The 26725-nt window shown below is 57.7% G+C and carries 24 protein-coding genes and 2 pseudogenes; 7 read left to right on the forward strand and 19 right to left on the reverse strand.

The window, feature by feature from the left end; genetic code table 11:
- Position 1 precedes the first annotated feature (1 nt).
- Genes AC0V6Z_RS14145 through AC0V6Z_RS14155 form a run of 3 tightly spaced genes read right to left on the reverse strand, consistent with a single transcriptional unit; the run spans position 2 to position 3012 of the window.
- On the reverse strand, positions 2-883 hold the full coding sequence (locus AC0V6Z_RS14145; protein WP_472639064.1) for a tyrosine recombinase: 882 nt from the start codon (positions 881-883) through the stop codon (positions 2-4).
- A gap of 18 nt (positions 884-901) precedes the next feature.
- A complete protein-coding gene (locus AC0V6Z_RS14150; RefSeq protein WP_472639065.1) occupies positions 902-2827 on the reverse strand; it encodes a hypothetical protein in 1926 nt (641 codons plus the stop codon).
- Positions 2827-3012 (reverse strand): hypothetical protein, encoded by a 186-nt coding sequence (locus tag AC0V6Z_RS14155; RefSeq protein WP_472639066.1) that lies wholly within the window; start codon positions 3010-3012, stop codon positions 2827-2829. The genes AC0V6Z_RS14150 and AC0V6Z_RS14155 overlap by 1 nt, the downstream gene beginning before the upstream one ends.
- 38 nt (positions 3013-3050) lie before the next feature.
- Between AC0V6Z_RS14155 and AC0V6Z_RS14160 the strand changes: the two genes are divergently transcribed.
- The 3 genes from AC0V6Z_RS14160 to AC0V6Z_RS14170 are packed head-to-tail and all read left to right on the forward strand — an operon-like array spanning position 3051 to position 5517.
- Entirely contained in the window at positions 3051-3629 is a 579-nt protein-coding gene (locus AC0V6Z_RS14160) for a shikimate kinase (protein ID WP_472639067.1), read from the forward strand.
- Positions 3620-4750 carry a 3-dehydroquinate synthase gene (gene aroB / locus AC0V6Z_RS14165; RefSeq protein WP_472639068.1) on the forward strand — a complete coding sequence of 377 codons (1131 nt, stop codon included), beginning with the start codon at positions 3620-3622 and terminating at the stop codon, positions 4748-4750. Before AC0V6Z_RS14160 ends, aroB begins: the two co-directional genes overlap by 10 nt.
- The gene (locus tag AC0V6Z_RS14170) at positions 4747-5517 is read left to right on the forward strand and encodes a cyclase family protein (protein ID WP_472639069.1); all 771 of its coding nucleotides are present in this window, start codon (positions 4747-4749) and stop codon (positions 5515-5517) included. Before aroB ends, AC0V6Z_RS14170 begins: the two co-directional genes overlap by 4 nt.
- Before the next feature lie 16 nt (positions 5518-5533).
- Here the strand turns inward: AC0V6Z_RS14170 and AC0V6Z_RS14175 are convergent, their stop codons facing one another.
- The 15 genes and pseudogenes from AC0V6Z_RS14175 to pgi form a co-directional block, all read right to left on the reverse strand.
- Positions 5534-5806 (reverse strand): hypothetical protein, encoded by a 273-nt coding sequence (locus AC0V6Z_RS14175; protein WP_472639070.1) that lies wholly within the window; start codon positions 5804-5806, stop codon positions 5534-5536.
- A gap of 232 nt (positions 5807-6038) precedes the next feature.
- Positions 6039-8058 (reverse strand): annotated as a pseudogene (locus AC0V6Z_RS14180) (ATP-binding protein).
- 81 nt (positions 8059-8139) lie between these two features.
- Positions 8140-8538, reverse strand: a complete 399-nt coding sequence (locus AC0V6Z_RS14185) for a lysozyme inhibitor LprI family protein (RefSeq protein ID WP_472639071.1) — start codon at positions 8536-8538, stop codon at positions 8140-8142.
- Between the two features lie 2 nt (positions 8539-8540).
- On the reverse strand, positions 8541-9860 hold the full coding sequence (locus AC0V6Z_RS14190) for a heme-dependent oxidative N-demethylase subunit alpha family protein (protein ID WP_472639072.1): 1320 nt from the start codon (positions 9858-9860) through the stop codon (positions 8541-8543).
- Positions 9857-10867, reverse strand: a complete 1011-nt coding sequence (bioB, locus tag AC0V6Z_RS14195) for a biotin synthase BioB (protein ID WP_472639073.1) — start codon at positions 10865-10867, stop codon at positions 9857-9859. Before bioB ends, AC0V6Z_RS14190 begins: the two co-directional genes overlap by 4 nt.
- Positions 10868-11272 carry a lysozyme inhibitor LprI family protein gene (locus AC0V6Z_RS14200; RefSeq protein WP_472639074.1) on the reverse strand — a complete coding sequence of 135 codons (405 nt, stop codon included), beginning with the start codon at positions 11270-11272 and terminating at the stop codon, positions 10868-10870.
- The gene (gene scpA, locus AC0V6Z_RS14205) at positions 11269-13422 is read right to left on the reverse strand and encodes a methylmalonyl-CoA mutase (protein ID WP_472639075.1); all 2154 of its coding nucleotides are present in this window, start codon (positions 13420-13422) and stop codon (positions 11269-11271) included. Before scpA ends, AC0V6Z_RS14200 begins: the two co-directional genes overlap by 4 nt.
- 92 nt (positions 13423-13514) lie before the next feature.
- The gene (locus tag AC0V6Z_RS14210) at positions 13515-14288 is read right to left on the reverse strand and encodes an enoyl-CoA hydratase-related protein (RefSeq protein ID WP_472639076.1); all 774 of its coding nucleotides are present in this window, start codon (positions 14286-14288) and stop codon (positions 13515-13517) included.
- Between the two features lie 104 nt (positions 14289-14392).
- Entirely contained in the window at positions 14393-14833 is a 441-nt protein-coding gene (locus AC0V6Z_RS14215) for a VOC family protein (RefSeq protein ID WP_472639077.1), read from the reverse strand.
- A gap of 543 nt (positions 14834-15376) precedes the next feature.
- Positions 15377-16909 carry an acyl-CoA carboxylase subunit beta gene (locus tag AC0V6Z_RS14220; protein WP_472639078.1) on the reverse strand — a complete coding sequence of 511 codons (1533 nt, stop codon included), beginning with the start codon at positions 16907-16909 and terminating at the stop codon, positions 15377-15379.
- 69 nt (positions 16910-16978) lie between these two features.
- The gene (locus AC0V6Z_RS14225) at positions 16979-17701 is read right to left on the reverse strand and encodes an SDR family oxidoreductase (protein ID WP_472639079.1); all 723 of its coding nucleotides are present in this window, start codon (positions 17699-17701) and stop codon (positions 16979-16981) included.
- Between the two features lie 46 nt (positions 17702-17747).
- On the reverse strand, positions 17748-19094 hold the full coding sequence (gene gor / locus AC0V6Z_RS14230) for a glutathione-disulfide reductase (RefSeq protein ID WP_472639080.1): 1347 nt from the start codon (positions 19092-19094) through the stop codon (positions 17748-17750).
- 109 nt (positions 19095-19203) lie between these two features.
- Complete coding sequence (locus AC0V6Z_RS14235; RefSeq protein ID WP_472639081.1) at positions 19204-20703, reverse strand: DEAD/DEAH box helicase; 1500 nt, start codon at positions 20701-20703, stop codon at positions 19204-19206.
- 236 nt (positions 20704-20939) lie between these two features.
- A complete protein-coding gene (locus AC0V6Z_RS14240; protein ID WP_472639082.1) occupies positions 20940-21737 on the reverse strand; it encodes a hypothetical protein in 798 nt (265 codons plus the stop codon).
- Positions 21737-23281, reverse strand: coding sequence for a glucose-6-phosphate isomerase (pgi, locus tag AC0V6Z_RS14245; protein ID WP_472639083.1), 1545 nt, complete (start codon positions 23279-23281; stop codon positions 21737-21739). The genes AC0V6Z_RS14240 and pgi overlap by 1 nt, the downstream gene beginning before the upstream one ends.
- Before the next feature lie 50 nt (positions 23282-23331).
- Between pgi and lepB the strand changes: the two genes are divergently transcribed.
- The 4 genes from lepB to AC0V6Z_RS14265 are packed head-to-tail and all read left to right on the forward strand — an operon-like array spanning position 23332 to position 26513.
- Positions 23332-24219 carry a signal peptidase I gene (gene lepB / locus AC0V6Z_RS14250; protein ID WP_472639084.1) on the forward strand — a complete coding sequence of 296 codons (888 nt, stop codon included), beginning with the start codon at positions 23332-23334 and terminating at the stop codon, positions 24217-24219.
- A complete protein-coding gene (gene rnc, locus AC0V6Z_RS14255) occupies positions 24216-24926 on the forward strand; it encodes a ribonuclease III (RefSeq protein ID WP_472639085.1) in 711 nt (236 codons plus the stop codon). The genes lepB and rnc overlap by 4 nt, the downstream gene beginning before the upstream one ends.
- 37 nt (positions 24927-24963) lie before the next feature.
- Positions 24964-25872 (forward strand): GTPase Era, encoded by a 909-nt coding sequence (gene era, locus AC0V6Z_RS14260; protein ID WP_472639086.1) that lies wholly within the window; start codon positions 24964-24966, stop codon positions 25870-25872.
- The gene (locus tag AC0V6Z_RS14265) at positions 25869-26513 is read left to right on the forward strand and encodes a DUF2971 domain-containing protein (protein WP_472639087.1); all 645 of its coding nucleotides are present in this window, start codon (positions 25869-25871) and stop codon (positions 26511-26513) included. Before era ends, AC0V6Z_RS14265 begins: the two co-directional genes overlap by 4 nt.
- 11 nt (positions 26514-26524) lie before the next feature.
- Here AC0V6Z_RS14265 and AC0V6Z_RS14270 read toward each other — a convergent pair.
- A pseudogene (locus tag AC0V6Z_RS14270) lies at positions 26525-26708 on the reverse strand (hypothetical protein).
- Positions 26709-26725 lie beyond the last annotated feature (17 nt).

A 26725-nucleotide genomic window follows, 5' to 3' on the forward strand; every position in this document is an offset into this window, starting at 1 on the left:
GCTAGTCCGATGTGCTGCGGGTGGCAAGCGGGTGGCGCGAATTGACCAGAGCTACGAGCCTGGCTGCATCCACATGCGTGTATATCTGAGTGGTCGCTATATCGGCATGGCCGAGCAATGTTTGCAGCACGCGCAGGTCTGCCCCGCCTTCCAGCAGATGCGTCGCAAAAGCGTGGCGCAGAACATGCGGACTAATGCCCTTGGGGTCGAGTCCAGCGCGCGCCGCCAGCTCTTTCAGCAATTGGAACAGCCTCACCCGGCTAAGGTGTTTGCCGCTACGCGAGGGAAACAGGTACCTCGGCTCTTGCGGGCGCACCTCCAGCCACATGGACAAAGCCTCCTGCGCGCGCTGACTAATCGGAACCATCCGCGCCTGCCCGCCTTTACCCATGACAGTGAGCAACGGCGCATCTCGCGGGACCGCGCTGAGCGGGAGCGAGACTAGCTCGGTCGCGCGCAGCCCAGATCCATATAGCAGTTCTAGCAACGCCAATTGCCTCACCTTGTCAGGCTTGCCGCTCTCGGCCTCCATTTCGGCGCGGCCAAACAATGCCGCGATATCGTCATGCGAGAGCACTTTGGGCAAAGGCCGCCGAGTGCGCGGCTGAGGCAGAGCGCCTGATGGATCATCTTCACGCCACCCCTCGTCCAACGCAAATCCAAAGAATTGCCGAACGGCTGAGGTTTTGCGCGCGACAGTGGATGGCGCAAGGCTGGTCCAAGCGCTGGCGAGCTGCGCGACATTGTCACGGCTGACCCTGGCCAGATCGCCAATCTCTTCCTCAGCGCCGCTCAAATCGCGCGCATAAGCAGACAAAGTGTTGGGCGCCGCGCCGCGTTCGGCCGCCAGCATATCAAGGAAGGCTTTTGTAGCGGCTGACATCGTATCAGCGCCTCGGCCTCAGCCGCGCGCCACCGCCTCCGCAGCGATCATACGCGCCTCTGCGTCAAGCCCTGCTGCGTTCAGCGCAGAGACAATATGATAGAGATGGCGCGGCGTCATTTGTTCCCAGCTTGACCCTTGCATCCCTAGCCCCGCGAGCAAGGAAACGAGAGCCTGATTCTCCACCTCACCAGCGCGAGCAATCAGTCGAGCCCATTTGCTCTGTCGGTTTAGGTCGAGGCTCAGCTCATCTTCATAGTCCGACTGATCAGCACTGCTGATCCGGCCAAGACCAGCAAGGCCGACGATGAGAAACTGCGATTTGCGCTGTTGAGCGCTTGTATCATTGCCAACAAATTCGCCCAAATCATCGGACGAAGCTGGCACGCCGCGTTCTGCCTGTGACAGCACGATCAACGCCCAGCCGAGGCTTCCGCCGGGCACCACTTCGGCCCAGGCGAGCGCATCACGGTCCAACCCTGCGGCCAGCATAGATGCAATCAACCCGCCCGATTGATCAGCCAGGCTGCTGCTCGCGGGCATACGGGCGGCCGCATAAGCAGTCATGACATAGCCGCTGTAATCCGTAATCGCGCCGCCATCGGATGGCTCGCCCCAGATCGTTTGCATCGCTGCCAAGCGCGCAGATGGATCGCCTCCCACATAGGCCTCACGCAGGCGGGTTGCGGTATCTGCGGCCTCGCCAGTGATATTATCGTCGGCGTAAATCTGACTGTAGAGGCCAACCATGGCCGAAGCGGATAAAATGCCTTCGCTGCTGGCGCGAGCGGCATATTTCGCCCGCTCCCCCAACGGAACCATTGGCCCGGTTGCCGCTGCGCGCTGATAATACGCGCCCGATTGCTCGATCAGAGCCTCTGGCACGGCCTCACCAACCGCATTGGCCAAGGCAAAACGCCATGGGTTGAGGTCTTCCACCCCTTCCCAATCCACATCGACCGCCCTTCGGCCGCTCCCCGCTGCGCCAGCATATCGGCGTGCCAGCAGGATATCGATTTCCGGCGCGATAGAATTGTCGAGAGCACGGTCAAGCTGCGATCCAGCAAGAGCGCTTTCACCCGCATAAGCGTTGCAGATCGCCTGCCACATGACCCAGCGCGGATCTTCCCGCTCTGACCCCTGCAAGCGCACGGCTGGACACGCACCAACGAAATCCGATGTGGCGACATAAGATTGCAAGGCTGCCGTCGTGAGTGGAGTGTTCCAATTTCCGGTGTCGACATCCTGCACCAAAGCGCGAGCCGCCGCGAATTCGCCCAGGCGATTGAGCAAGCCAGCACGCAAGGCAGCAAATTCGACCGGATTCATGCCGTCTGGCGCCTGGAGACGACTCACCGCAGCGCGGCGCAGCAAAATATGGCCCCAGCGCGAGACCAATTGTCCTTTGGTCCCATCAATCGCTGCGCGCACCAGTCCGGCTGGCTGATTAGCCAGCGACGCGGTGGGCAAACCGCCTTCTTCTTCGTTCAGCACGCCAACCCGCGTTAGAGTGCGACGAGCGGCAGGCGGAATATCATAACGCGGCTTCAACCCGAGCAGATCGTCTAGCTCGTCGGTCGACATGCCCTCGAGTTCCGCAACAGTCGGCAAATCACCTAGCGCATCGCTCGAAATGCTCGGCACAGGCGGCAAGTCGCCGCCTCCGGGCAGTGGTGGCGGCGCGACCGGGCCAGAGGGCACTGGGCCGCTCGGTACGCCTGGACTTACACCAGCCGGAGGCGGTGGTGGAGGCGGCGGAGGTGGTGGAGGAGCCGGATCGTCGAACCCTGGCGGCAGCAGCGATTCAGGCGCATCCTGCGCCCCCGCGTAGGCGGCGGCCAGCGCTCCCGTCAGAACGGCCGCGCCCATTGCCGCAGCGACAACACGCGTGCGCTTGCCAACGGCATGCGCTGGAACACCGCGCGTAATCTTCAAACCATGCATCACTGCGCCTCCGGCACATCAATTTCTTGCACAATCGGATGCAGCGGTTCCTCACCGCCATCAACCCAGGCAAGCACTATCACCGCAATTATCACCGCTATCAAATACCATTTCCAGCGCCCGCCGCCACCGGGGCGACCTGCCGGTTTCTCCATAGGTCTAATCGTGCCATGTGTGCGAGCCATATTGCACGCGCCCTACCCCATCTATAGGCCATGCGGCAATGACTGAGCAGCCCATTACAAACCACGATGATTTTGCAGCCGCGATTGCGCGCATAAAACGCGAGAGCACGCGCCCGATTGTGCTGGTCGGATTGATGGGCGTTGGCAAATCCACAGTCGGCCGAAGGCTTGCCAGCATGCTGTCGCGCGATTTTGTCGACGCCGATGATGCGATCGAAGAGGCAGCGCAGCGGAAAATCTCGGAGATTTTTGACGAGTTTGGCGAGGCTTACTTTCGCGATGGAGAACGGCGGGTGATTGCGAGACTGATGGAGGAACACTCTGGCGTAATCGCAACCGGCGGCGGGGCCTTCGTCGATGATGACACCCGCGCGCTGATCTTGGACAAAGCAATCGCGGCCTGGATCGATTGCGATATCGACACTCTGGTGGCACGCACATCGCGGCGCAACACGCGGCCCCTACTGCGCACGGGAGACCCAAAGGAAATTCTGACGCGCCTTTATAATGAGCGCGAACCCTTCTACTCGCAGGCCCAAATCCGGGTCCAAAGCATGGACGGCCCGCATAGCGACGTGGCCCACCGCATTATCGAGGCAATAGACCAATGCATGTAATTCCAGTCGAGCTGGGCGGGCGCAGCTACGATGTCACCATTGATCACGGACTGCTAAATAGTTTTGCGAGCGCCGCTGCGCCCTTTTTCAAGAACTATGCAGCAGCCGGAAACGCACCGCAGCGCGCGGTGCCATTTGTCGCCGATACGGCCACCAAGCGGATTTACGGCGAAACCATCGAACGCTCGCTTCAATCGGCAGGCTTTGCCGCTGACTGGTTTGTGGTCGAGCCAGGCGAAGGCGCAAAAAGCTGGGCAGTGCTTGAGAAACTGACCGATTGGCTGCTCGAGCTTGGCATAGAGCGCGGAGACAATGTGTTTGCGCTCGGCGGCGGAGTTATCGGTGACCTCACTGGCTTTGCCTGCTCGGTGCTGAAGCGCGGATGCGGCTTTGTGCAAATTCCCACCACCCTGCTTGCTCAGGTCGACAGCTCGGTCGGCGGCAAAACCGCCATCAACACAGGCGCAGGAAAGAACCTGATCGGGGCTTTTCATCAGCCCAATGCGGTTCTGATCGACCCCGAAACACTCGCCACCTTGCCGCCGCGCGAGATGGGTGCAGGCTATGCCGAGGTGCTGAAATACGGCCTCCTCGGTGATGCAGAATTCTTTGACTGGCTGGAGGCGAATGGGGCCAAGGTGATCGCCCGCGAGCCAGAGGCCCTTACCCATGCCATCGCCACCAGCATCCGAGCCAAGGCGCGCATCGTTGCCGAGGACGAACGTGAGCTGTCCGGCAGGCGCGCGCTGCTCAATCTTGGCCACACTTTTGGCCATGCGCTGGAGGCAGAAACCGGCTTTTCACAAGAACTGCTCCACGGCGAAGGCGTCGCGCTTGGCATGGTTTTGGCCGCCCGATATTCCGCGCGGAGAGGCCATTTCACCATGCAGGATGCAGACCGCGCCAAACGGGCGTTGGTGAATGCCGGACTTCGGTCAGAAATCAGCGAACTTGGTCTCTCATGCGGCGGAGCAAAGCTCGTCGATCATATGCGGCATGACAAGAAGATGGCGGGCGGCACTTTGCCGTTCCTATTGCTCAATGCGATTGGTGAAGCCTTTGTCGCGCGCGATGTCGACCTGACCGATGTCGCTGTGTTCCTTGATGAGCAGCTTGCATGACACAATTTATCGACCTCTCGATCCCGATCACCAATGATGTGATTTCCGACCCTGAGGTCATGCGACCCAAGATCCAGTACATGACGCATGAGAGCACCTGGGAACAGATCGCGATGTTCTTCCCTGGCCTCGAAAAATCGGATCTGCCCGATGGCGAAGGCTGGGCGGTCGAGATGCTGGAACTTTCGACGCATAACGGCACGCATATGGATGCGCCATGGCATTACCACTCAACCACGAATGAGGGTGCCATCCCTGCTCCAAGCATCGACGAGGCACCGTTAGATCGGTTTTTGCGTCCGGGCGTGAAGCTTGATTTTTCATACCTGCCACATGGGCACGTTGTGAGCGCCGCCGAATTGGAAGAAGCGTTCGCCAAGATTGAATACGAGCTTCAGCCGCTCGACATTGTGCTGATCCAATCAGGCGCATTGTATGGCACTGACAACTTCACCGATCAGGGCGTCGGACTGGGCGCGGAGGCCACTTTGTGGCTCACCCAGCGCGGCGTTGAAGTGGTCGGCACGGATGCCTGGAGTTGGGATGCGCCGTTCAGTCACACAGCCAGGCGCTGGGCCGAGAGCCGGGATCCCTCGATCATTTGGGAAGGCCATAAGGCTGGCCGCATCCGGCCATATTACCAGATTGAAAAGCTCACGAACTTAAAGTCGCTGCCCTCGCACGGCTTCACCTTCAGCTGTTTTCCAGTGAAGATTGAACGAGCGAGCGCGGCGTGGATCCGCGCAGTCGCAATTATCGATGATTAAGCGAGACTGGCTCTGGTCAGCCCCGCGTAGGCAGTTTTGAGACTTTATCTGGTAGGCCTTCTAGCGCAGCTTTGATCCGCTCTTGCTCAATCAGCATGGCATCATGCTCCGTAAACAGCCGCTCAATATCCGCGCGCCGTTTCAGCAGTGTGTGCGCAATCCCTGGCGCCAGGCTCTCGCCATCACCAATTTGCCCAAGCAAAGCAGCCAAGTCACTACACGTCGCCTCATCCGGCGAACGAAAGTAGTGACCTTTGCTATCAAAAAATCCTGTGCCTTGCTTTGCCATTTCGACCCCTCGAATGGCCCCGCTGATTCGGGACGAGGTAAAAGCTTGCCACTAATATTCCAATTGGCCAGCAAATTCGAAAGATTGTCGTGTTCCGACAAGTGCTGCGTCCGAAATTGGTACAGTTAAACCAGACTTGTTTTATAAAAATGGAATAATCTTGCGTAGGAAAGCAAAAGAGGCAGTAAGTTTCCTAAAATGCAACACCCTGATTGTGTAAAGCGATCACGCTTTATTCAAGCTCAAGAATCACTGCATCCACTGCCAAGCTTTCGCCTTCGGCCGCATTGACCTTCGCAATTGTGCCTTCTTTTTCAGCACGCAGGATGTTTTCCATCTTCATCGCTTCAACTGTCGCCAGTGGTTGTCCGGGTTGCACTTCGTCGCCCTCGCCTACATGCAGTTTCACGAGCAGCCCAGGCATTGGGCAAATCAGCATTTTTGACAGATCGGGCGGGATCTTTTCGATCATATGTTCAGCCAGCGGGGCAATTTTCGCCGGTAGAACCAGCGCATCATGCCATGCTCCGCGTGTCGTGATCCGCCAGCGTACGCCGGTGCGCTCGATCTGGATGCCGATCTCATTCTCGCCGGTAACCTCGGCAGAGCGCATGCCCACTTCCCAGTCCCACGTGCCGCGAACTGCGACACGATCAACGGTTGCACCGCCTTCTTCCAGCAGCACATCAAATGAGCGATCGCCAATTTTCACCGACCAGTCTGAGGGCGGATTGGGTAGTGGCGCCATTTGTCCTGAAATCTGCTGAGCCCGGACACGTTCGGTGAACTCAGCCCCGGCAAACAGCGCGGCAAGCTGGCGCATGAGCGCATCATCAGCTGAGCGCACCGGTAAATCCATCGGGATATTCCTCCGCAATGAAGCCGGTGGTTAACTCGCCAGAGCGGAACCGATCATGCTGCATGATCGCGCTTAGAAAATCGACATTGTGCCCCAACCCCTTGAGCCGGAAATTGTCGAGTGCTTTGATCTGCTTATCTGCCGCCTCATCGCGCGTCTCGCCCCATGTGATCAGCTTGGCGATCATTGGGTCATAAAACATCGAAACCTCGCCGCCTTCATAGACACCGTCATCGATCCGCACGCCGTCAACGCCGCGGCGGCCATTGGCACTGCCATCATCAGTCCACCCGGCAAGCGGAGGTTGATATTCGACCAACCGCCCCGTGCTGGGCAGGAACCCGCGATAGGGGTCTTCGGCATAGACCCGGTTCTCAATCGACCAGCCTTCAATACCGATGTCATCCTGCGTCATCGCCAGCTCCTCACCAGCGGCAACGCGGATCATCTGTTCAACCAAATCGACACCTGTAATCGCTTCTGTGACCGGGTGCTCGACCTGCAAGCGGGTGTTCATTTCGAGGAAATAGAAGCTCTCACCGGTCGGGTCCGCTCCGCTCACGATCAGTTCAACCGTACCTGCTGAGTGGTAATCTACCGCGCGCGACAGCGCGACGCATTGCTCGCCCATGACTTTACGCATTTTAGGCGTAACGAATGGCGACGGCGCTTCTTCCACAACCTTTTGATGACGGCGTTGAATGCTGCACTCACGCTCGTTCAGATAGAGGATGTTGCCGTGCCTATCGCCCAATATCTGGATTTCGATATGCCGCGGGTTCTCAATGAATTTCTCGATGAAGACGCGATCATCACCGAAGGAGTTGAGCCCCTCACGCTTGGTGGCTTCAAACCCCTCTCGCACGTCCTTTTCAGACCATGCGAGGCGCATGCCCTTGCCGCCGCCGCCAGCGCTGGCCTTCATCATCACCGGATAAGTGATCTCATTGGCGATACGCACGGCGTGCTCAGTGTCTTCGATCTCACCGACAAAGCCGGGGACCACATTAACACCCGCTTCCATCGCGAGCTTCTTCGATTCGATCTTATCGCCCATCGCTGCGATCGCGCCAGCTGGCGGCCCGATAAAGGCGATGTTCTCTGCAGCGAGCGCCTCGACAAAGCTCGCTCGCTCAGACAAAAAGCCATAGCCAGGATGCACAGCCTCTGCTCCCGTCTCCTTGCACGCAGCGATGATTTTTTCCGGGATCAAATAGCTTTCCGCCGCCGGAGCAGGCCCAATATGGACCGCCTCATCCGCCATTTTTACAAACGGCGCGCGCGCATCCGCATCGGAATAGACGGCAACCGTCGCAATACCCATCCGGCGCGCAGTCTTGATAACTCGGCAAGCGATTTCACCGCGATTGGCAATCAGGATCTTGGAAAACAAAGTAGGCCCCCGGGCGTGAACAATAATGACAGGCGCTATGCCGTCTTGTGCCGCGCCAAGCAAGACGGCGGCGGTGTTGTCTTATGCAGGTTCCTCTGCAAGCGAGCGCAATTCCTGTGTTCGCGCTTCGGTCAGGCTGGTCTTACAAGTCGACACTAGCAGCGGCTCCAGCGAGCCACCGCGCACCGCATATCCCTCCACCCGGCAATGCGCATCGCGATATTTCAGCCAAGCGCGCTGAGATGCGAGCAAACTATCGAAATACCCGGGGCGCTCATCCCATTCGGACTTCCAGCTTTCATCGCGCGATTTCATCACGGCTGAGGTAATCGCCCATTGCTCGTTGAGCTGTTTATCGGCGGCAAGAAAGTCATTGAGCGCGCAGATATTCATCTCTTGCTGAATGCCTTGGTCGGCCTTTTCTTGGTCGCAAGCCGGGACGTAATCAGCCTGGAGCAGCATTAAGAGAGCTTCGATCATGCCTAATCCTTTCGCGCGGCGAATGCGCTGAGGCTTGCTGCATAATGCTGGGCGCCCCGGCGGTCACCCTCATTTGTCGTCAAGGTCTGAGCCGCCACCGCAAGTCGAGCGATATTGGCGTTGCTCAGCACCCCAAGCGGCTCAACATAAATGCCAATGGTGAACAGGATCACGCCGGTTTTCGGCAGTCTACGCAGTGTCTGCCGCTCTGATCGGACAAACAAGGTTTCACCCGCATTGTTCGGCGTAACATGGGCAAAAGCAATTGACGCGGGATTGTCCGCGAGCCAGCGTTTTTCACCCGTCGGCGCGATAAACCAATTGCATCGGCCATAAATTTGGCCTGGCTGGAGCTTCGACATAAAGTGATCGACGCCGCTGGCCAATTGCTCTTCATAGCCAGCAATCGGCGCATGCAGCACGCGTAAAGGCAGCCCCATTTTGTCGGCTGGACGCCAATCGCTCGGCCACGCCACCGCCGTTCCGATCAAGCGATAATGCTCCTCACCATCAAACCGGGTGAGCAGGCACATATCCTCATGATGTGCCATTGCGGCCTCGATCAGGCCGCCTTTGATGCCCAGTATTTCGGCCAGTTCTTCTCCCGGCTCCAAGGCCTTTGCGGTGAGCTGAGCGCCTTCTGGAAATTCCGCAAAGCCTTGACGCCGCGCAGCTATATCAGGGTTTGGTTGAAGCCAGTTTTCTTCGGATAGTTTGCTAAGGCCCATCTTGAGTTGCCCGCCGCCGCGTGCCTTGGGCAGAAGCTCATCGACGGAGAAGCCGAGGGTCAAAAAGGCGAAACGATCGCTCTTGAGTTGCTGCTTGAGAAACTCAGTCCGCGTTTCAATCAATTCAATTTCGCATTCAATATAAAACATGTGCCGACCGGAACCTTGGCCAGCAAAGGCAACTATGGTGTCCCAATCACACTGTCGATCCTTGAGCTCTGCCCACGCGGCCTGCATTTTATCAAAGGAGTCGGTGAAATCCGACAGACCATACGCCGTGGTCAGCATTCGCTCAGGGTCATTAGGATCATCGCGCGCACCCATATCCAGACCTTCTTGTCTGGTAGCTTCGCGGACCAGCTTCACCGTCTCTTCAAGTTCAGCTGTCGCCGCTTCCAAGTCTTCTAGCAAACACGCGGTCAACGCATGGTCGTTGCCCTTTCTGTCACACTTTTCAAACGGCCATTCTTCTTGTTCGCTGCCCTGCAAAGACACGGCTGCCTCAGTCTCTTCAATGACCAAACTAGACGGGCTGTCAGCGGGGGCGGAACAACCGGCGACCAGTATTGCAAGAACGAGAGTAAAGCGTTTCACTCGGCAGGCTCCGCTACCTTACAGGCGCGCGCAGGCTCCTCTTGCTGAAGCGCAGTCAGACCCAGCTTCGCAAACAAAGCGCCATCGCAGTCATCGCCTGCATTGGGCGCAGTCAGCAGCTTGTCTCCGGTGAAAATCGAATTTGCTCCAGCGAGGAAGCACAAAGCCTGTGTCGCCTCACTCATGCTTTCCCGCCCAGCAGACAGTCGCACCATGCTCATCGGCATCGTAATCCGGGCCACAGCAACCGTGCGAACAAATTCAATGTCATCAATCTTGGCGAGCGGCGTGTCCGCCAGCATATCGCCCAGCACTGTGCCCTTTACCGGGACCAGCGCATTTACTGGCACGCTCTCAGGATGGGCCTCCAAAGTCGCCAGCGTGTGGACGAAGCCCACGCGATCTTCGCGCGTTTCGCCCATGCCGACGATCCCACCAGAGCAAACATTGATCCCGGCATTGCGGACATGATCCAGCGTCTCAATCCGCTCATCAAAGCCGCGCGTGCTGATCACTCGCTCGTAATATTCCGGACTGCTGTCGATGTTGTGATTGTAATAATCGAGGCCCGCCTCGGCCAGCATATCGGCCTGTTTCGGGGTCAGCATGCCCAGCGTCATGCAGGTTTCAAGACCCATCTCACGCACGCCTTTCACGATCTCGACAATCGCGGGCATGTCGCGGTCTTTGGGATTGCGCCAGGCGGCGCCCATGCAGAAACGCTGGCTGCCGTGATCCTTGGCCTGAGCCGCCGATTGCAGCACAGCCTGCACATCCATCAACTTGGTCGCCTCTACCCCGCTGTTCGCATGCACCGACTGGCTGCAATAGCCGCAATCTTCCGGACAGCCGCCAGTCTTGATCGACAGCAAAGTGCACAGTTGCACCTGTTCTGGCGGATGGTTTTCGCGGTGAACGCTCGCCGCTTGGAACAACAGCTCAGTAAAAGGCAGGTCGAACAGGTTCGCGATCTCTTCGCGGGTCCAGTCGGTGCGTATCAGGGTCACTTATCTTACCTCACGGGTATAGGTTTGGAGCTGCGCAGTGCGCGCATCGGTTATTGCAATCATGCAGCCATTTTTGATCTGCGGCCATTCAGCAGAGCTGCCCTGTTGTGGGCCAGCCATCGCCGCGCAGTGGGCTTCGCGAAAGCGCGTCCATTGTTCTTGCGCCTCGGTCAACAGGCTGAGATCGGTCACCGCGATATCAATTTTGCCGCGCCGCCTGTCGTTGGAAACTGCCTGAGCAGCGGCATCACCGAACGCATTTTCAAGGTTTTCTTCCGCTTCGCCCAAATCGAAAAAAGAGCATGCATTGAGGGCCTCCTGAACGCCCGCCTGCGCAGCCTCTCGGTCGCAGTCATTCGTGCCGATTAGCCCGGTGGTGCTGGCCAAAAGTGTTATCCAGATCATTCTGCAGCTTCCTCAAGTCCCTCGCCCAATGGCGGCATATTGTGGCCAAGCAGCGTCAGAATATCCGCTGCACATTCGACCACGTTGGAGCCGGGGCCATAGATGCCCTGCACGCCCGCTTCGCGCAGGAAGTCGTAATCCTGCGGCGGGATCACCCCGCCAGCGGTCACTTTGATATCGGCGCGGCCAGCCTCTTTCAGCAAGTTGATGAGTTCAGGGATCAACGTCTTGTGCCCAGCAGCAAGTGAACTCGCCCCGATCACATCAACGTCATGCTCCAATGCCATATCGCATGCCTCTGGCGGGGTTTGGAACAGCGGGCCGCTGATCACTTCGAACCCCAAGTCATTAAAGGCGGATGCGATCACATTGGCCCCGCGATCGTGCCCATCCTGCCCCATCTTCGCGACCATGATGCGCGGTTTACGGCCAAGGCGCCGTTCAACCGCCGACACTCCTTCCGTCACCTGCGCCCAGCGTTGGTCAAACTCATAGGCGCTGGCATAAACGCCGCTGACCGGCTTTGGAGTCGCATCGTGGCGACCGAACACTTGCTCCATCGCGGATGAAATCTCACCAAGTGTCGCATCGTGCCGAGCGGCTTCGACAGCAAGCCCCAGCACGTTGCCACCCGATGTGCAGCCTTCGGTGAGCGCCTTTAGCGCAGCCTGACAAGCCGCTTCATCGCGGCCAGCGCGCACCTGTTTCAGGCGTTCGATTTGCCCGGCTCGCACTTTCTGGTTGTCGATGTCGAGCGTTTCGATCTGCTGCTCTTCAGCCTGTCTGTATTTATTCACCCCGACAATGACGGTTTCACCCTTGTCGATGCCGGTCTGTTTCTCCGCCGCTGCGCGTTCAATCGCGGCCTTTGGCGCGCCGGTATCAACATACGCGGTCATACCTCCCGCTTCGTCCACTTCAGCAATCAGTTTTTCCGCTTCGTCAACCAGGGTCGCGGTCAGCGCCTCGATGTAATGCGAGCCGCCCAGCGGATCGACGACATTGGTGATCCCGCTTTCTTCTTGCAGGACGAGCTGAGTGTTGCGCGCGATCCGCGCGGAGAAATCGGTCGGCAATGCAATCGCTTCATCCAGCGCATTGGTGTGCAGGCTTTGCGTCCCACCCAGCGTAGCGGCCATCGCCTCAACAGTGGTGCGGATCACATTGTTGTACGGGTCTTGCTCTTGCAGGGATACGCCAGATGTCTGGCAATGCGTGCGCAGCATTTTGGAGCGTTCGGACTTCGCGCCCAGCTCGTCCATGGTGCGATACCACAGGGTCCGCGCCGCGCGCAGTTTCGCGATCTCCATGAAGAAGTTCATGCCGATGCCGAAGAAGAACGACAGCCGCCCGGCAAACGCATCGACATCAAGGCCAGTCGCCATCGCGCGTTTCACATATTCCTTGCCGTCGGCGATTGTGAAGGCGAGCTCTTGTACCGCCGTCGCGCCCGCCTCATGCATGTGATAGCCGGAAATCGAAATGCTGTTGAATTTCGGCATATTGGCGCTGGTGTAGCCAATGATGTCCGACACGATCCGCATGCTCGGCTCGGGCGGATAGATGTAGGTGTTGCGGACCATGAACTCTTTCAGGATGTCGTTCTGAATAGTCCCTGAGAGCTTGTCCTGGCTCACGCCCTGACGCTCTCCTGCAACGATGTAGAACGCCATCACCGGAATCACCGCGCCGTTCATCGTCATTGAAACCGACATGGTGTCGAGCGGGATCTGGTCGAACAGCACCTGCATGTCCGCAACCGTATCAATCGCGACGCCGGCCTTACCAACATCGCCAACGACGCGAGCATGGTCGCTGTCATAACCGCGGTGGGTCGCAAGATCGAAAGCCACCGACAGACCCTTTTGGCCCGCCGCCAGATTGCGCCGGTAAAACGCATTCGATTCCTCGGCGGTGGAGAAGCCAGCATATTGCCGAATGGTCCATGGACGCCCGGCATACATACTGGCCTTTACCCCGCGCGTGAACGGCGCGAAGCCCGGCAGGCCGGGATCGAAATCGGCATGATCTTCGCCGGTGTAAAGCGGCTTAATCGCAAAGCCCTCTGGCGTTTCCCACGTAAGATCGCGGCCCTTGGACTCTTTGTCCGCAAGCGCTTTCCAATCTTCGGTTGTTGGTTTGTTGGTCATACTCAATTCCGTCATGCTGAACTCGTTTCAGCATAACAATGTGCCTACAGTGAGGGTTATCCTGAAACAAGTTCAGGATGACGTGGAGAGGGTTACGCCCCCTTAAATTCGGCCTTGCGCTTTTCGAGGAAAGCCATGCCGCCCTCTTTCGCGTCTTCACTGGCTCCTGCAATGCGCTGAGCCTCGGCCTCTTGGACAAACACCTGTTGGACTGTGCCATCAAGCGCCAGATTGAGGTTCTCTTTGATCATGCTGATCGCTTGAGTCGGCCCATTGGCGAGCTTTTCTGCCAAGGTGCGCGCTTCGCTCATCAGTTGATCCGGCTCCACAGCCTTATAGACTAGACCCCATTCTTCCGCCTGCTCACCGCCGATTTTTTCGCCCAGCATCATCATGCGGGTCGCGCGAGCGCGGCCAATCGCGCGGGACAGAAGCCAGGTCGAACCGCCGTCAGGCACCAGGCCGATATTGACGAAAGCCTGAAGGAAGTAAGCGGACTTGCTGGCGATGGTAAAATCCGCTGCCAAAGCAAGCGAGCAGCCGACGCCAGCCGCCGGACCATTGACCGCACAGATCACTGGCACAGGCGCGCGCAGCACTTGGCTGATCGCGGGGTTATAATGGTTTTGCAGCGCCTTGTGGCTACCGCCCTTCTCGCCGGTTGAGCGCGCAGATAGGTCCGCACCAGAGCAAAAGCCCTTACCCTCACCCGTGATGAGCACCGCACGAGCATCGCCCAGATCGTAGAACACATCGCAAATCTCATCGGCCATTTGCGGCGGCATCGCGTTGAGCCGATCTGGCCGATTGAGCGTGACCGTCAGCAATGGGCCATCACGAGTCACGAGGATTGTTTCGTAGGTCATGTCGCTGTTCTCTCCGATTTTCCATCATGCTGAACTTGTTTCAGCATAACGCGTTGTTCTGTGTGCTCGTTATCCTGAAACGAGTTCAGGATGACGAAGGAATTTCAATGCGCGCCCTTGGGCGTTTCCATAATCTCGGTCAGCATACCCTGCATATCCTTGGGATGCACAAAGAAGATCGGCGTGCCGTGCGCTCCCGGGATGGTTGGGCCAAGGATGCGCTTGCCCTGCCCTTCAAACCATACGCGAGCCTCGTCAATGTCCTCCACCTCAAAACAGACGTGATGCTGTCCGCCCAACGGGTTTTTCGCCAGAAATGCACTGATCGCGGTCTCGCCGGGTTTCAGCTCTTCGATCAGCTCGATCTGGGTGCCATTCATGCCAGAGTGGGTGGGCGTATCGACAAACACGACCTTGAGGCCGCGATCTTCCAGAATGATCTCATCGGAGATCGACGTTGCGCCCATCACATCTCGGTAATGCGCGACTGAGTCTGCGATAGAAGGCGTTGCAACGCCGACATGGTTTAGACGGCCTAGTTTCATTACATTATCCGTATTTCAAATGTGACAAATGTCATGGAAGTAAAGATGACTGCTACAATAAGCGACAGCCAAGCGAACAGCTTGTAGTCAGCCCACCTGCCTCGCTCCCATTCTTCTTTTGATTTGAAGACAGGCTGAGAAACAGCAGCGAGACCCGCAAAAATAGTCGAAAGATCAGTCATCGCCTGTTTGCAAAGCCAACGTGGTTAAGTCGTCCGAGTTTCATTTCCTACACTTGCAACAAAGACCAAAATCCCATGCTCACTGCCAGAAATCCATTTACTATCGAAAACAAGCATGTGGACCAAAACAGACTAGGTGTCTTGCGCCGGGAAACTTCGGGAACCCGATTAATGACACCAAGTTTGGCAAACCGAAAACCAAGAGCAATTAGCGCTAGACCAAATAGCAACGAGGCCCAAGCTTGGAGGTCGGTCAAAGTATCTTGCGGTTCAACGAAGATCGATATGGCGCTCAGCGAGAACATCCCAGTGACTATGATTGCCAAGGTGTAGTGGTAGAAACTATTAAGCGAAGCCTTCCTCATAGCGGAATGTTGTCATGCTTCTTCCACGGGTTCTCGAGCTGCTTTGTACGCAGTTTTCTGAACCCCAGAGCAACCCGGCGCCGGGTTGAGTGCGGGTAGATCACTTCGTCAATATAGCCGCGCGATGCCGCTACGAATGGGTTCGCAAAGCGGTCTTCATATTCCTTGGTTTTCTCAGCGATCTTTTCCGCATCGCCGCGGTCCTGACGGAAGATAATTTCCACCGCGCCCTTCGCGCCCATCACTGCAATCTCTGCCGTAGGCCAGGCGTAATTAAGGTCTCCGCGCAAATGCTTTGACGCCATGACGTCATACGCTCCGCCATAGGCTTTGCGCGTGATAATAGTGATCTTGGGAACGGTCGCCTCGCCGTAAGCGAACAGCAGCTTCGCGCCGTGTTTGATGATGCCATTATGCTCCTGATCGGTGCCCGGCAGGAAGCCCGGCACGTCGACCAAAGTGAGGATCGGAATCTCGAACGCATCGCAAAACCGCACAAAGCGCGCGGCCTTCTTCGACGCATTAATGTCGAGCACGCCGGCGAGCACCATTGGCTGGTTCGCGACCACACCAACGGTGCGCCCTTCCACCCGGCCAAACCCGCAAATGATGTTCGCCGCATGGGCGGGCTGAATCTCGAAAAAATCGCCCTCGTCCAGCGTCTTCGCGATCACCTCATGCATGTCATAGGGCTGGTTCGCATTGTCAGGGATCAGCGTATCAAGCGATGGTTCTTCGCGGTCCCATGGATCCCTGGTGACATATTCCGGCGCCTCTTCGCGGTTGGACAGCGGCAGGTAGTCAAAGAACTTACGGGTCGCGAGCAGGGTCTCAATGTCGTTTTCAAACGCATTGTCGGCAACGCTGGTCTTGGTCGTGTGCGTCACCGCACCGCCCAATTCCTCCTGCGTCACCTCCTCATTCGTCACCGTTTTGACCACATCAGGCCCGGTCACGAACATATAGGAGCTATCCTTCACCATAAAGATGAAGTCGGTCATCGCTGGCGAGTACACCGCGCCGCCTGCGCATGGCCCCATGATCAGCGAGAGCTGAGGCACAACGCCGCTTGCAAGAATGTTCTTTTGGAAGACATCCGCATATCCGCCGAGCGAGGCAACGCCTTCCTGAATACGTGCCCCGCCGGAATCGTTGAGGCCGATGACAGGCGCGCCGACCTTCATCGCATTATCCATCACCTTGCAGATTTTCTCCGCATGGCGTTTCGACAGGCTGCCACCGAAAACGGTAAAATCCTGACTGTAAACATAGACCAGGCGGCCATTGATCGTGCCGCTGCCCGTTACCACACCGTCGCCCGGGATCTTTTGATCCGCCATGCCAAAATCGACGCAGTCATGCTCTACATAAGTGTCGAGCTCTTCAAAGCTCCCTTCATCCAGCAGAACGTCCAGCCGTTCGCGTGCGGTCAATTTGCCCTTGGCATGCTGCGCGGCAATCCGCTTTTCCCCGCCACCCATTTTGGCGGCATCACGGCGACGTTCCATCTCAGCGATATTGGCAGACATCTCTTGCCCCTGAAGTTGCTTAAAATTACGCTGCGGTCGTTGCCGGAGCGACGCGGCAGCGTCAACGTATCAAAACCGCAGCATCACTTTGCGAGCAAGTGCGGGGGAGATCGAGTCCACAATTCTGAGTGCTTTTGTCATGCCAACATTTGCCTCGTCCCGCCCGTTCTCCAGCGCGGTGATAATCTGAGCGGCGCATTCTTCTGGCGATAGCTTGCTCATATCATTGTCCGCATTCATTTGCGTATCAACAACCGGAGGCAGCGCCTCAATCACGGAAACATTGGTTCGAGACAGCTGCTTTCGCAGAGCAAGCGTGTAGGAGCGTAGCCCGGCCTTGGTCGCGCAATAAACCGGGGTGCGTGCGGCAGGCGCAATAGCAAGGCCGGAGGTGACGTTGACGATCGCTGCGTCCGTTCGCGTTTTCAGGCGCGGAGCAAGCGCAACCGTCAGGCGAATTGGCGCGTTGAGATTGGCATAGATCGCATCATCTGCGGCATCGGCATTCGGCGTCCCACCGCGAAAATCATGGTCAACCAATTGCCCGGCATTGTTGATCAAGACATCGAGATCGCGCTCGCCCCATTCCGCCAGCAGCGCATCCACACCGCCAGCATTGGAAAGGTCAGCTGAGAGCACCTCAAAGCCCTCTGCCTGCATCGCCGCTATTCGCTCAGAATTGCGACCGGTAAGCACGGCATGCGCCCCTTTGCCTTTGAGCTGACGCGCCATTGCGCGCCCAATCCCAGCGGTCCCGCCGGTGAGCAATATGGTTTTGTTGTTCAGATCCATGAAACGCAGACTAGCGCGCCAATATCGGCAGCACCAGTTCCCGGCCTTACTTCAACAGCACCAATTCCTCAGCCATGGTCGGGTGGATAGCGACCGTCGCGTCGAAATCTGCCTTGGTCAAACCGGCTTTGATGGCCACTGCCGCTGCCTGCATGATTTCAGGCGATTCGGGTCCAATCATATGGATTCCAACAATCTGATCTGTCGCCGCATTGACGACCATCTTATAAAGGCCGCGCTCATTGCGACCAGCCACAACGTTTTTCATCGGGCGGAAATCAGACTGGAACACCTTGATGTTGCCAAGTGCGTTGCGCGCATCGCCTTCTGTCATGCCAACCGCGGCAATAGGCGGATGGCTGAAGACTGCGCTCGGTATGCAAGAATGATCGACCGTACGCGGATTGTCGCCGAACACAGTGTCAGCAAATGCGTGCCCCTCACGGATGGCAACCGGGGTCAGCTGCACGCGGTCGGTCACATCACCCACCGCATAGATATAATCGACGTTGGTCTGACTGAAATCGTCGACCTTGATCGCCCCGCCCTTGCCCGTTTCAACGCCGATCGTCTCTAGACCTAGCCCGTCGATATTCGGCCTGCGACCGGTCGCGAACATCACCATATCGACGTCGACATCATCGTCACCGTTCAACTCAACATGGAGCGAACCGTCATCGTTTTTGGTGATCGCCTCAAAGGTCGTGTTGAAGTGGAATTGAATGCCCTTCATCAGGCTGATCTGAAGCAAACGGTCACGCAGGCTTTCATCATAGCCACGCAGCAATTGGTCCGATCGATTGACGATGCACACCTTGCTGCCAAACTCGTTAAAGATGCCAGCGAACTCGTTCGCGATGTAACCGCCGCCAGCGATCATCACGCGTTTCGGCAGCGCGTCGAGATGGAACGCCTCATTGGAGGTGATCGCATGTTCAGCGCCTGGAAATTCCAATCGTTGCGGCGTCGCACCAGTGGCAATCAGGATATATTTTGCGGTGACGACCTTGCCGCTCGCCAAAGTGATTTCGTGATCGCCCGAAATTTCGGCGCGCTCCCGGAACACTTCAACTCCATGATTGCCGAGCGTTTCGCCGTACAGGCCCTCAAGCCGGTCAATATCGGTCTGCACATTGTCGCGCAGCTTCACCCAGTCGAAGCTCTTGCCCTCAATGGTCCAGCCAAATTGCTGCGCATCCTCAAGGTCTTCGGCGAAATGCGCACCATAAACGAGCATCTTCTTCGGCACACACCCGCGAATAACGCAGGTGCCGCCGACGCGGTATTCTTCGGCAACGGCAACGCGCGCGCCATGCGCGGCGGCTATGCGGCTGGCGCGGACGCCTCCGGAACCCGCTCCGATGGTGAAGAGGTCGAAATCATACTCAGCCATTGCGGCGATACTCCTTTATGCTGCGCGCGATATGACGACCCACAAGGGTGTTGCCAAGCGTGCAATTCATTTGAGGAACTATTCGCGCACGAACGCCGCTTGGTTACCCTTACGAGGTGCGAGCGCCAGTGCGCCCACCACCGGGCCGACCGCCTCCGCCTGAGCGACCACGGCCACCACCACCTGGACGACCTCCGCCGCCACCGGGACGGCCTCCGCCACCGCCGCCGCTGCGATTGGGACGGCCTTTGCGCGCGCCATGCTTTTGCTTGGGCTTGCCTTGTGGGCGGCCATCTCCGCCGCCTGCTGCGCCATCGCCCTGCGGCCTGCCACCGCCGGAGCGCTGGCCACCAAAGGGTTTCGGACGCACCTTTTTCTTTGCAACACGGTTTTGACCGCGCGGCGCAGGCTTGGTCGGGCCAACACCTTCTACGACAGCGCGAAAGTTTTCAGGCAAGTCGAGCCGCTCAAATTCGGCATCGGTAACGCGGGTAATGTCTTTGAGGTAAGCACGCTCGTCCTCAGCGCAGAATGCGATCGCGACGCCGTCTTTGCCAGCGCGCGCGGTGCGGCCAATGCGGTGGACATATTGCTCTGGCACATTGGGCAATTCGTAGTTGATGACGTGGCTGACACCCGGAATATCGATCCCGCGTGCGGCCACATCGGTCGCCACCAGCACAGGAGTTTTGGCGCGTTTAAATTCGCTAAGCGCCCGCTCCCGCTGAGGCTGAGACTTATTGCCGTGGATCGCGTTGGCGCCAATGCCGGCTTGGGCAAGCTTCTTCACGACGCGGTCTGCGCCGTGCTTTGTCCGGGTAAAGACCAGCACACGCTCAATCTTACCAGGTACCTGATGGCGACCAGACAGAACCATTTCGATCAGCGATTGCTTCTCATTCTGCTGCACCATGAAGAGGTATTGATCGATCCGCTCCGCCGTACTCGATTCCGGAGTGACAGAGACCTGCACCGGGTTGTGGCAATAGCCCTTGACCAGCTCCTTGATCTGCTTCGGCATGGTGGCGGAGAAAAACAGGGTCTGGCGCTCTTTCGGCACCAATTGGCTGATCCGGCGTAGGGCGTGAATAAAGCCGAGGTCGAGCATCTGATCCGCTTCATCAAGAACCAGGATTTCGACGCCGGACAGGTTGAACGCTTTTTGGTCAATCAGATCAAGCAAACGGCCCGGTGTCGCGACCAGAATATCGGTGCCGCGGTGCAGCTTGTTCCGGTCCTTATTGACGCTGGTCCCGCCGACGATTGAGTGGACTTTCATGCCCGCCATTGCGCCATAATCCTTGGCGCTTTGGGCGATTTGCCCGGCCAGCTCGCGGGTCGGCGCGAGCACCAACATGCGGCAGGATTTGAATGGGATCTGATTATCGCTTGTCCGTAGCCGGTCGATGCTGGGCAGCATAAATGCCGCCGTTTTGCCGGTGCCCGTTTGCGCAATGCCCAGTAAGTCGCGGCCCTCCAACACGGGTGGGATCGCCTGCGCCTGGATCGGGGTTGGCGTGGTATAGCCCTTCAGGTCCAATGCCTGAAGAATGGGTTGTGACAGGTCGAGGTCTTCAAATTGGACCGACTGTTCAGATGGATTTGTCATTGATAGTTCGCAATATATTTGCGGCGCGCAGAGTCAAAGCTCGCGCGGCGCGGGGGTAAGGTAACCCACAAAAGTACTACTTTTGTGGGACCGGTGATAACCACCCGCGTGAAAAGGGAAGTCTGTGAAATAAACCGAGGCGCGGCCGGGGCGGATTGTTTAGATCAATCGCCGCTTCACGCTGGCTCGCGCGCTTCGCTAGTGCAGCATTTGGGGTAGAAACGGCGGAAAGTCAATTAGCGAGACAAGAAAGAATCCGCTGCGCTCACTGCTTCCAGCGTATAATCGAATACTTTTCTCGCTTCGCTTTCGGTATACAAATCACCCGCATGCATGACATCATTTCGCCACACGAGCCTAATCGCGTTGAGAAGAGCGGAGAGTGATGCGAGCTTTTTGCGTTTCAGCCTTTGAGGATTTGTTTTCTCCGGCATGGATTTGATGTGACCATCGATACGTCCACACATGTCTTGCCAGTTATTTCGCTGAGTAATGCCCTTCAACCGGAGCCGTTTGCAAACCTCTCTTGTCACTAATTCCAAACATCTCGCTTGATGGAATATTGAAGCAGTGGCCAAACCTACTCGGAGCGCGTTCAACGCCTCAAAGAGGTCAGGCTTTACGCCTTCAAAGTTCAAATCATTTATCGCGTCTTCGAGATTGATACCTGGTGCAGCCTCAAAAAACATCAATTTGCTCAATGGCTCTTTGATCTTTTTGGGTAGAGCGGCGAACCGTTGTATTTCGTCAAGGGATGCAACGACATCGGCTGAGTAGCCGTGCTCGATTAGCGGCATCAAATCGTTCAGAAGCGCGATCGCCTCGTTGCCTTGCTCGAACTTTGAGTAGCGACTCATATTATCGCAAGCATCTCTTAGATCTTCGACAATATTCACCCACGTTCTCTTCGGAGCAAGCGCATTGCGATTGCGCTCACCAACCTCCTTCCATAGCTTTTCGGCCAGCCGACCAGCTTCATGGACAAAATACAGATTCCTCAGCTTAATTGGCTCACCTTGGTCATGAATACCCATCACCCCATCCCAGCCGCTTCCATCAGCGCTTTAGTGCTGGCGTCGAAGTCGCCCTCGCCTGCATCAATGTCTTTCGCCATTTTCTTGCCCAGCTCCACGCCGAATTGATCGAACGGGTTAATGCCCATCAGCACTGCGTTGGCGAAAGTGCGATGCTCGTGAAACGCGATCAGTGCGCCAAGCGCAGCGGCATCCAGATCATCGACCAGGATCATCGCGCTGGGTCGGTCCCCGGGGAAGGCTCGCGCAGGATCTTTGCCATCGGCGGACATATTGCCGCCCGCCATCAGAGCGGCGCCTTGCGCGAAGCAATTGATCAGCAAGCTCTTGTGATGCGCCGGGTCTAGCTCGTCACCGGGCGCTATGCTGGCGATGAAATCGACCGGGATCAGATGTGTGCCCTGGTGCAGCAGCTGAAACACCGCGTGCTGCGCATCCGTGCCCACTCCGCCCCAAGTCACGGCGGCAGTTGGGCGGTCCACTGATTCGCCCTTGGCCGTCACGCTCTTGCCGTTCGATTCCATTTCAAGCTGCTGCAAATAGTCCGGCAGCAGATCGAGACGCTCGTCATAGGCGAACACCGCGCGGGTCTGGCACCCTCTGGCGCGGGTGTAATATTGGTCAGCAAAGGCGGCGAGCAGCGGCAGGTTCGCCCTGCCCTGCGCCTCGCGAAAATGCGTGTCGATCGCCTGCGCCCCGGCCAGCATCGCCTGAAAATCATCCATGCCGACCGCCAGCGCGACCGGAAAGCCAATGCTGGACCACAGCGAATAGCGCCCGCCGACGCTCTCCGGAAATGGCAGGACGCGCGTTTCATCAACGCCCCATTCCACCGCGCCTTCTGGATTGGCGGTGAGCGCGATCACGCGGCCGCTGGGATCATCCACGCCGTTGTCGCCGAGCCATTTCAGCGCGCTCGCCGCATTCGTCATGGTTTCGATGGTGGTGAAGGTCTTTGACGCGATCGCAATCAGAGTGGTCGCTGGATCGCAGGCGGCAAAGGCTTGCTCCAGGGCGAGACCGTCGATGTTCGAGACCACGTGAACGTCCACCAGGGTGAGGTCGCGGGCCAAAGCATCGACCGCCAGATCTGGTCCCAGGGCAGAGCCGCCGATCCCGATATGGATCAGATGGTTGACCTCTCCCAGCGCGCCTTGGTGGATCGCCTCGACCAGCATTCCCATCCGCGCTGTCAGAGCCTCCGCTTCCTCTACATCCGTCTCGGTTCCGCTGCCGCGCATTGCGCCGTGCGTCGCCGCGCGACCCTCGGTTGGGTTGACGATCCCGCCGCCAAACAACGCCTCGCGCTGGGCATCAAAATTCACCGCCGCAGCCAAAGCCTCAAGCTGATCGAGGATCGCGTCATCGAGATGCGTTTTTGACCAGTCAAACCGAATGCCCAGATCGCCCAACTCGCCGAAAGATGCCTCTAATCGCTGGCTCAACTTCTCCAATCGATTGGGATCAGCGGCAAACAATTCGCTCAGTTTAGGTTGCGGCAGGGCGCAAATAGCATCCCAAGTGGTGGAAATCGGATCAGTCATGGGCAAATATCCTTGGCGTGATGGGCCACTCGCGACTAGGGACGCACGCGATGAATGTTAAGACCCAAACTGATGCTGCGCCCCATTCTGGTGACGTATGCGCGGCCGCCAGCGATGGTGCTGGCGATGGTGCAGCCCCAAAAGCGCCCATAGAGGAACAGCCGGAGAGCCTCGGAAGCTTTGCGTTTTTCCTGTTCAAGCTGGTTTTTGTCGTCCTGATCTTTCGCAGCCTGGTGTTCTCGCCGTTCTCGATTCCATCCGAGAGCATGCTGCCGCATCTGTGGAACGGCGACTATTTGCTCGCGGCCAAATGGCCATACGGCTATTCCGACAACTCTATGCCGTTTGGCGCACCGATTTTACCCGGACGGGTGCTCGCAAGCCCTCCGAAGCCAGGCGATGTCACGATTTTCAAACATCCGATTGATGGCACTGACTACATTAAACGCGTGATTGCCTTGCCCGGTGACAGTGTGGCGATGGTGGACGGTCAAATCGTGCTCAACGGCGAGACCGTGCCCAAGGTACAGATTGAAGACTTTGTCATTCCCGTATCAGGAAACACCAGCTGCGCCTGGGGCGCAGAAGTGCGGACGGACACGGATGGCCAGGATGTCTGCGTCTATTCCCGCTTTCGCGAAACCCTGCCCAATGGCGTCAGCTACGAAGTGCTCGATTTTGGCCTAACCGGGGCCGACAATATGGATGCAGTCATAGTGCCGGAAGGCCGGATGTTCGTGATGGGCGACAACCGCGACAATTCACAGGATAGCCGCTTTCCCGCCAGCGCTGGCGGCGGTGTTGGGCTGGTCCCGCAAGACAATCTGGTCGGGCGTGCGACGATCCTGATGTGGTCCACCGATGGCGGATCGGAATGGATCAAACCTTGGACATGGTTCAGCGCGGCGCGCTGGAGCCGATTGGGCAGGACATTATGAGCGCCCCACCCCTTGATCGTCTTGGGCCAGAAACGACCGACTGGCTGAGCAAGCTTGGTCTAGACGTAGACAAAGAGGCGGCATGGCTGGAGGCGCTCACCCATGGCAGCGTGCAAGGCAATCTGCCAAATGGCGCGCCGGTGCCCAAGGATTACCAGCGGCTCGAATTTCTGGGCGACCGCGTGCTTGGCCTCTCGGTGGCCGATTGGCTTTACCGCGATGGTGATGCGCCAGAAGGCAAGCTGTCGCAGCGATTGAACGCCCTCGTCAGCGGCGCAACCTGCGCCCGCATTGCCCGCGCAATTGGCCTGCCCGATCATTTGCGTCTCGGCAAACAGGCGCGCGATGATGGCGGAGCAGACAGCGACAATATCCTGGGCGATGTGATGGAGGCGATGATCGGCGCGTGCTTTATTGAGCACGGGTTCGAGACCGCACGTGATTTCATCTATCGCGCATGGGCAGAGGAACTCACCGGAAAGGCTGGCGAGGCAAAGCACCCCAAATCGGCCCTACAAGAATGGGCCGCAGGCAACCGCCACCGCACGCCAGAATATGAAGTGATCGACCGCAGCGGGCCAGACCATGCCGCGCGCTTCACCGTCAAAGTTAGCGTGCACAAGGTGGGCGAGGCCGAGGCGATCGCTGCGAGCAAATCAGAGGCCGAAAAGCAGGCCGCAAAGGCATTTATGGAGCGCTTCGGATGAGCATTCGTACAAAAAGACGCGGCGAGGAAGCAGTCCAATGACTAAGCAGAAATGCGGCGCCGTCGCCGTCATCGGCGCTCCCAACGCGGGCAAATCCACGCTGGTCAATCAATTGGTCGGCCAAAAGGTCGCGATCACATCATCCAAGGCGCAAACCACCCGCGCCCGCATGCTCGGCATCGCCTTGCATCAGGACGGCGATGAGAGCACCCAAATGATCCTGGTCGATACGCCCGGCATTTTTGAGCCGCGCCGTAGGCTGGACCGCGCGATGGTCAGCGCCGCATGGGAAGGGGCAGAGGCCGCGGATGCAGTGCTGCTGATCGTCGATCCAATCAAGCAGCGCCGGCATGAGCTTATGCCACTTCTAGAGGCGCTGGCAAAACGTCCCGAGCGCAAGATCCTGGTCCTCAATAAGGTTGACCGCGCGAAGAAAGAACCGCTGCTGGCGCTTGCACAGGAGCTGGGCGAAATCGTTGATTTTGCAGAGATTTATTTCATCTCGGCTTTGAATGGCGAAGGCGTGGATGAGCTCAAATCAAAGCTCGCCGATATGATGCCAGAGGGGCCATGGCATTACCCCGAAGACCAAGTCTCAGACGCATCAGAGCGCTTGCTTGCGGCAGAAATAACGCGCGAACAGCTCTATCTGCAACTGCACGAAGAGCTGCCCTATGACGCTGCGGTTCGGCCAGAAAGCTATGAAGTGCGCAAGGACGGTTCGGTGGAAGTGCGCCAGCAGATCGTTATCGCGCGCGACAGCCAAAAGCCTATCGTGCTCGGTAAAGGCGGCCAACGGATCAAAGCCATTGGCGAGGCAGCGCGCAAAGAGCTTGCAGAGATCCTTGGTGTGAAGGTGCATTTGTTCCTGCACGTGAAGGTCTCAGAGGGCTGGTCCGAAGACAAAGAAGTGTTTGAAGAAATGGGGCTCGACTGGGTCAAATGAGCCCCCGGCCCCTCAGGAAGTTTGTGAAGCGCTACACGACCTTGTCGAGCGCGCTGCAAACCTTGAGGCAAGAAAAGCTGGTCCTGCTCAGCCCGTCGAAATGGGACGATGCGAATGATGCCTATTTCATGGACCTCTATCGATCACAAATAGCATCGCAATCTGTGCTCGCGCTGTGCTGCACCATGGCGAAAGAGACCTATCACCACTGGCGGGTTTTCACCCAAGGCATGGATGGGATCGCAATTGAGTTTCACCGCGAGCCCTTGGAGCAAGCGATTGAAAAAACAGCAGGGTTTCGGGCGGGCGCAGTGAATTATATGAGCGTACAGGCACTCAAAGGTCAGGCGTCATCCGGCATCAAAACACTGCCTTTTGCCAAACGCGAAGGCTATGCCGACGAGCGTGAATGGCGGATAATCGCCGAATGCGAGGATGTGCGTGAGTATGCCGATCTTCCGATTGAGCTATCCTGGATCAGCAGCATCACCTTCAACCCATGGATGCCGCCCAGCCTCAGCGACAATTTGCGCAGCATCATCAAGGAAATCGTGCCCGAGGCAAAGATTTCGCTGCGCGCCAGCAGCCTAACCAACAGCAAGGCATGGAAAGACGCAGGGCGGGATCTAACCGCTCGATAAAGCGCTGAAGTCTAGCGCTTTTTCGCGATTTTGATCTTCTGTTGCTTGGCGAAGCTCTTGGTTGAATCTTCGCTGCGGTTCAGGGCCTTTGCAATCTGCTTTAAGCCCTGCCCTTTGGATGCAAGCAGTTTTAGCTAAGCCCGCCTCTTCAGCGTTCCAGGGTTGCTTGTGCCGTTCAAATCGTTCTTTGCCCATGGCTGCTGAATAGCCGC

The organism is Erythrobacter sp. SN6-5 (genome assembly GCF_057364945.1).

Bases quoted from the DNA above. Each gene is read 5' to 3' on its own strand.
- AC0V6Z_RS14215 (WP_472639077.1), bottom strand. From the start codon at position 14,833: ATGAAACTAGGCCGTCTAAACCATGTCGGCGTTGCAACGCCTTCTATC.
- pgi (WP_472639083.1), bottom strand. From the start codon at position 23,281: ATGACTGATCCGATTTCCACCACTTGGGATGCTATTTGCGCCCTGCCG.
- AC0V6Z_RS14210 (WP_472639076.1), bottom strand. From the start codon at position 14,288: ATGACCTACGAAACAATCCTCGTGACTCGTGATGGCCCATTGCTGACG.
- rnc (WP_472639085.1), top strand. From the start codon at position 24,216: ATGAGCGCCCCACCCCTTGATCGTCTTGGGCCAGAAACGACCGACTGG.
- AC0V6Z_RS14150 (WP_472639065.1), bottom strand. From the start codon at position 2,827: ATGCATGGTTTGAAGATTACGCGCGGTGTTCCAGCGCATGCCGTTGGC.
- aroB (WP_472639068.1), top strand. From the start codon at position 3,620: ATGCATGTAATTCCAGTCGAGCTGGGCGGGCGCAGCTACGATGTCACC.
- AC0V6Z_RS14235 (WP_472639081.1), bottom strand. From the start codon at position 20,703: ATGACAAATCCATCTGAACAGTCGGTCCAATTTGAAGACCTCGACCTG.
- AC0V6Z_RS14200 (WP_472639074.1), bottom strand. From the start codon at position 11,272: ATGATCTGGATAACACTTTTGGCCAGCACCACCGGGCTAATCGGCACG.
- AC0V6Z_RS14175 (WP_472639070.1), bottom strand. From the start codon at position 5,806: ATGGCAAAGCAAGGCACAGGATTTTTTGATAGCAAAGGTCACTACTTT.
- AC0V6Z_RS14185 (WP_472639071.1), bottom strand. From the start codon at position 8,538: ATGATCGAAGCTCTCTTAATGCTGCTCCAGGCTGATTACGTCCCGGCT.
- lepB (WP_472639084.1), top strand. From the start codon at position 23,332: ATGAATGTTAAGACCCAAACTGATGCTGCGCCCCATTCTGGTGACGTA.
- AC0V6Z_RS14170 (WP_472639069.1), top strand. From the start codon at position 4,747: ATGACACAATTTATCGACCTCTCGATCCCGATCACCAATGATGTGATT.
- AC0V6Z_RS14145 (WP_472639064.1), bottom strand. From the start codon at position 883: ATGTCAGCCGCTACAAAAGCCTTCCTTGATATGCTGGCGGCCGAACGC.
- AC0V6Z_RS14265 (WP_472639087.1), top strand. From the start codon at position 25,869: ATGAGCCCCCGGCCCCTCAGGAAGTTTGTGAAGCGCTACACGACCTTG.
- scpA (WP_472639075.1), bottom strand. From the start codon at position 13,422: ATGACCAACAAACCAACAACCGAAGATTGGAAAGCGCTTGCGGACAAA.
- AC0V6Z_RS14160 (WP_472639067.1), top strand. From the start codon at position 3,051: ATGACTGAGCAGCCCATTACAAACCACGATGATTTTGCAGCCGCGATT.
- gor (WP_472639080.1), bottom strand. From the start codon at position 19,094: ATGGCTGAGTATGATTTCGACCTCTTCACCATCGGAGCGGGTTCCGGA.
- AC0V6Z_RS14225 (WP_472639079.1), bottom strand. From the start codon at position 17,701: ATGGATCTGAACAACAAAACCATATTGCTCACCGGCGGGACCGCTGGG.
- AC0V6Z_RS14220 (WP_472639078.1), bottom strand. From the start codon at position 16,909: ATGTCTGCCAATATCGCTGAGATGGAACGTCGCCGTGATGCCGCCAAA.
- era (WP_472639086.1), top strand. From the start codon at position 24,964: ATGACTAAGCAGAAATGCGGCGCCGTCGCCGTCATCGGCGCTCCCAAC.
- AC0V6Z_RS14155 (WP_472639066.1), bottom strand. From the start codon at position 3,012: ATGGCTCGCACACATGGCACGATTAGACCTATGGAGAAACCGGCAGGT.
- AC0V6Z_RS14240 (WP_472639082.1), bottom strand. From the start codon at position 21,737: ATGGGTATTCATGACCAAGGTGAGCCAATTAAGCTGAGGAATCTGTAT.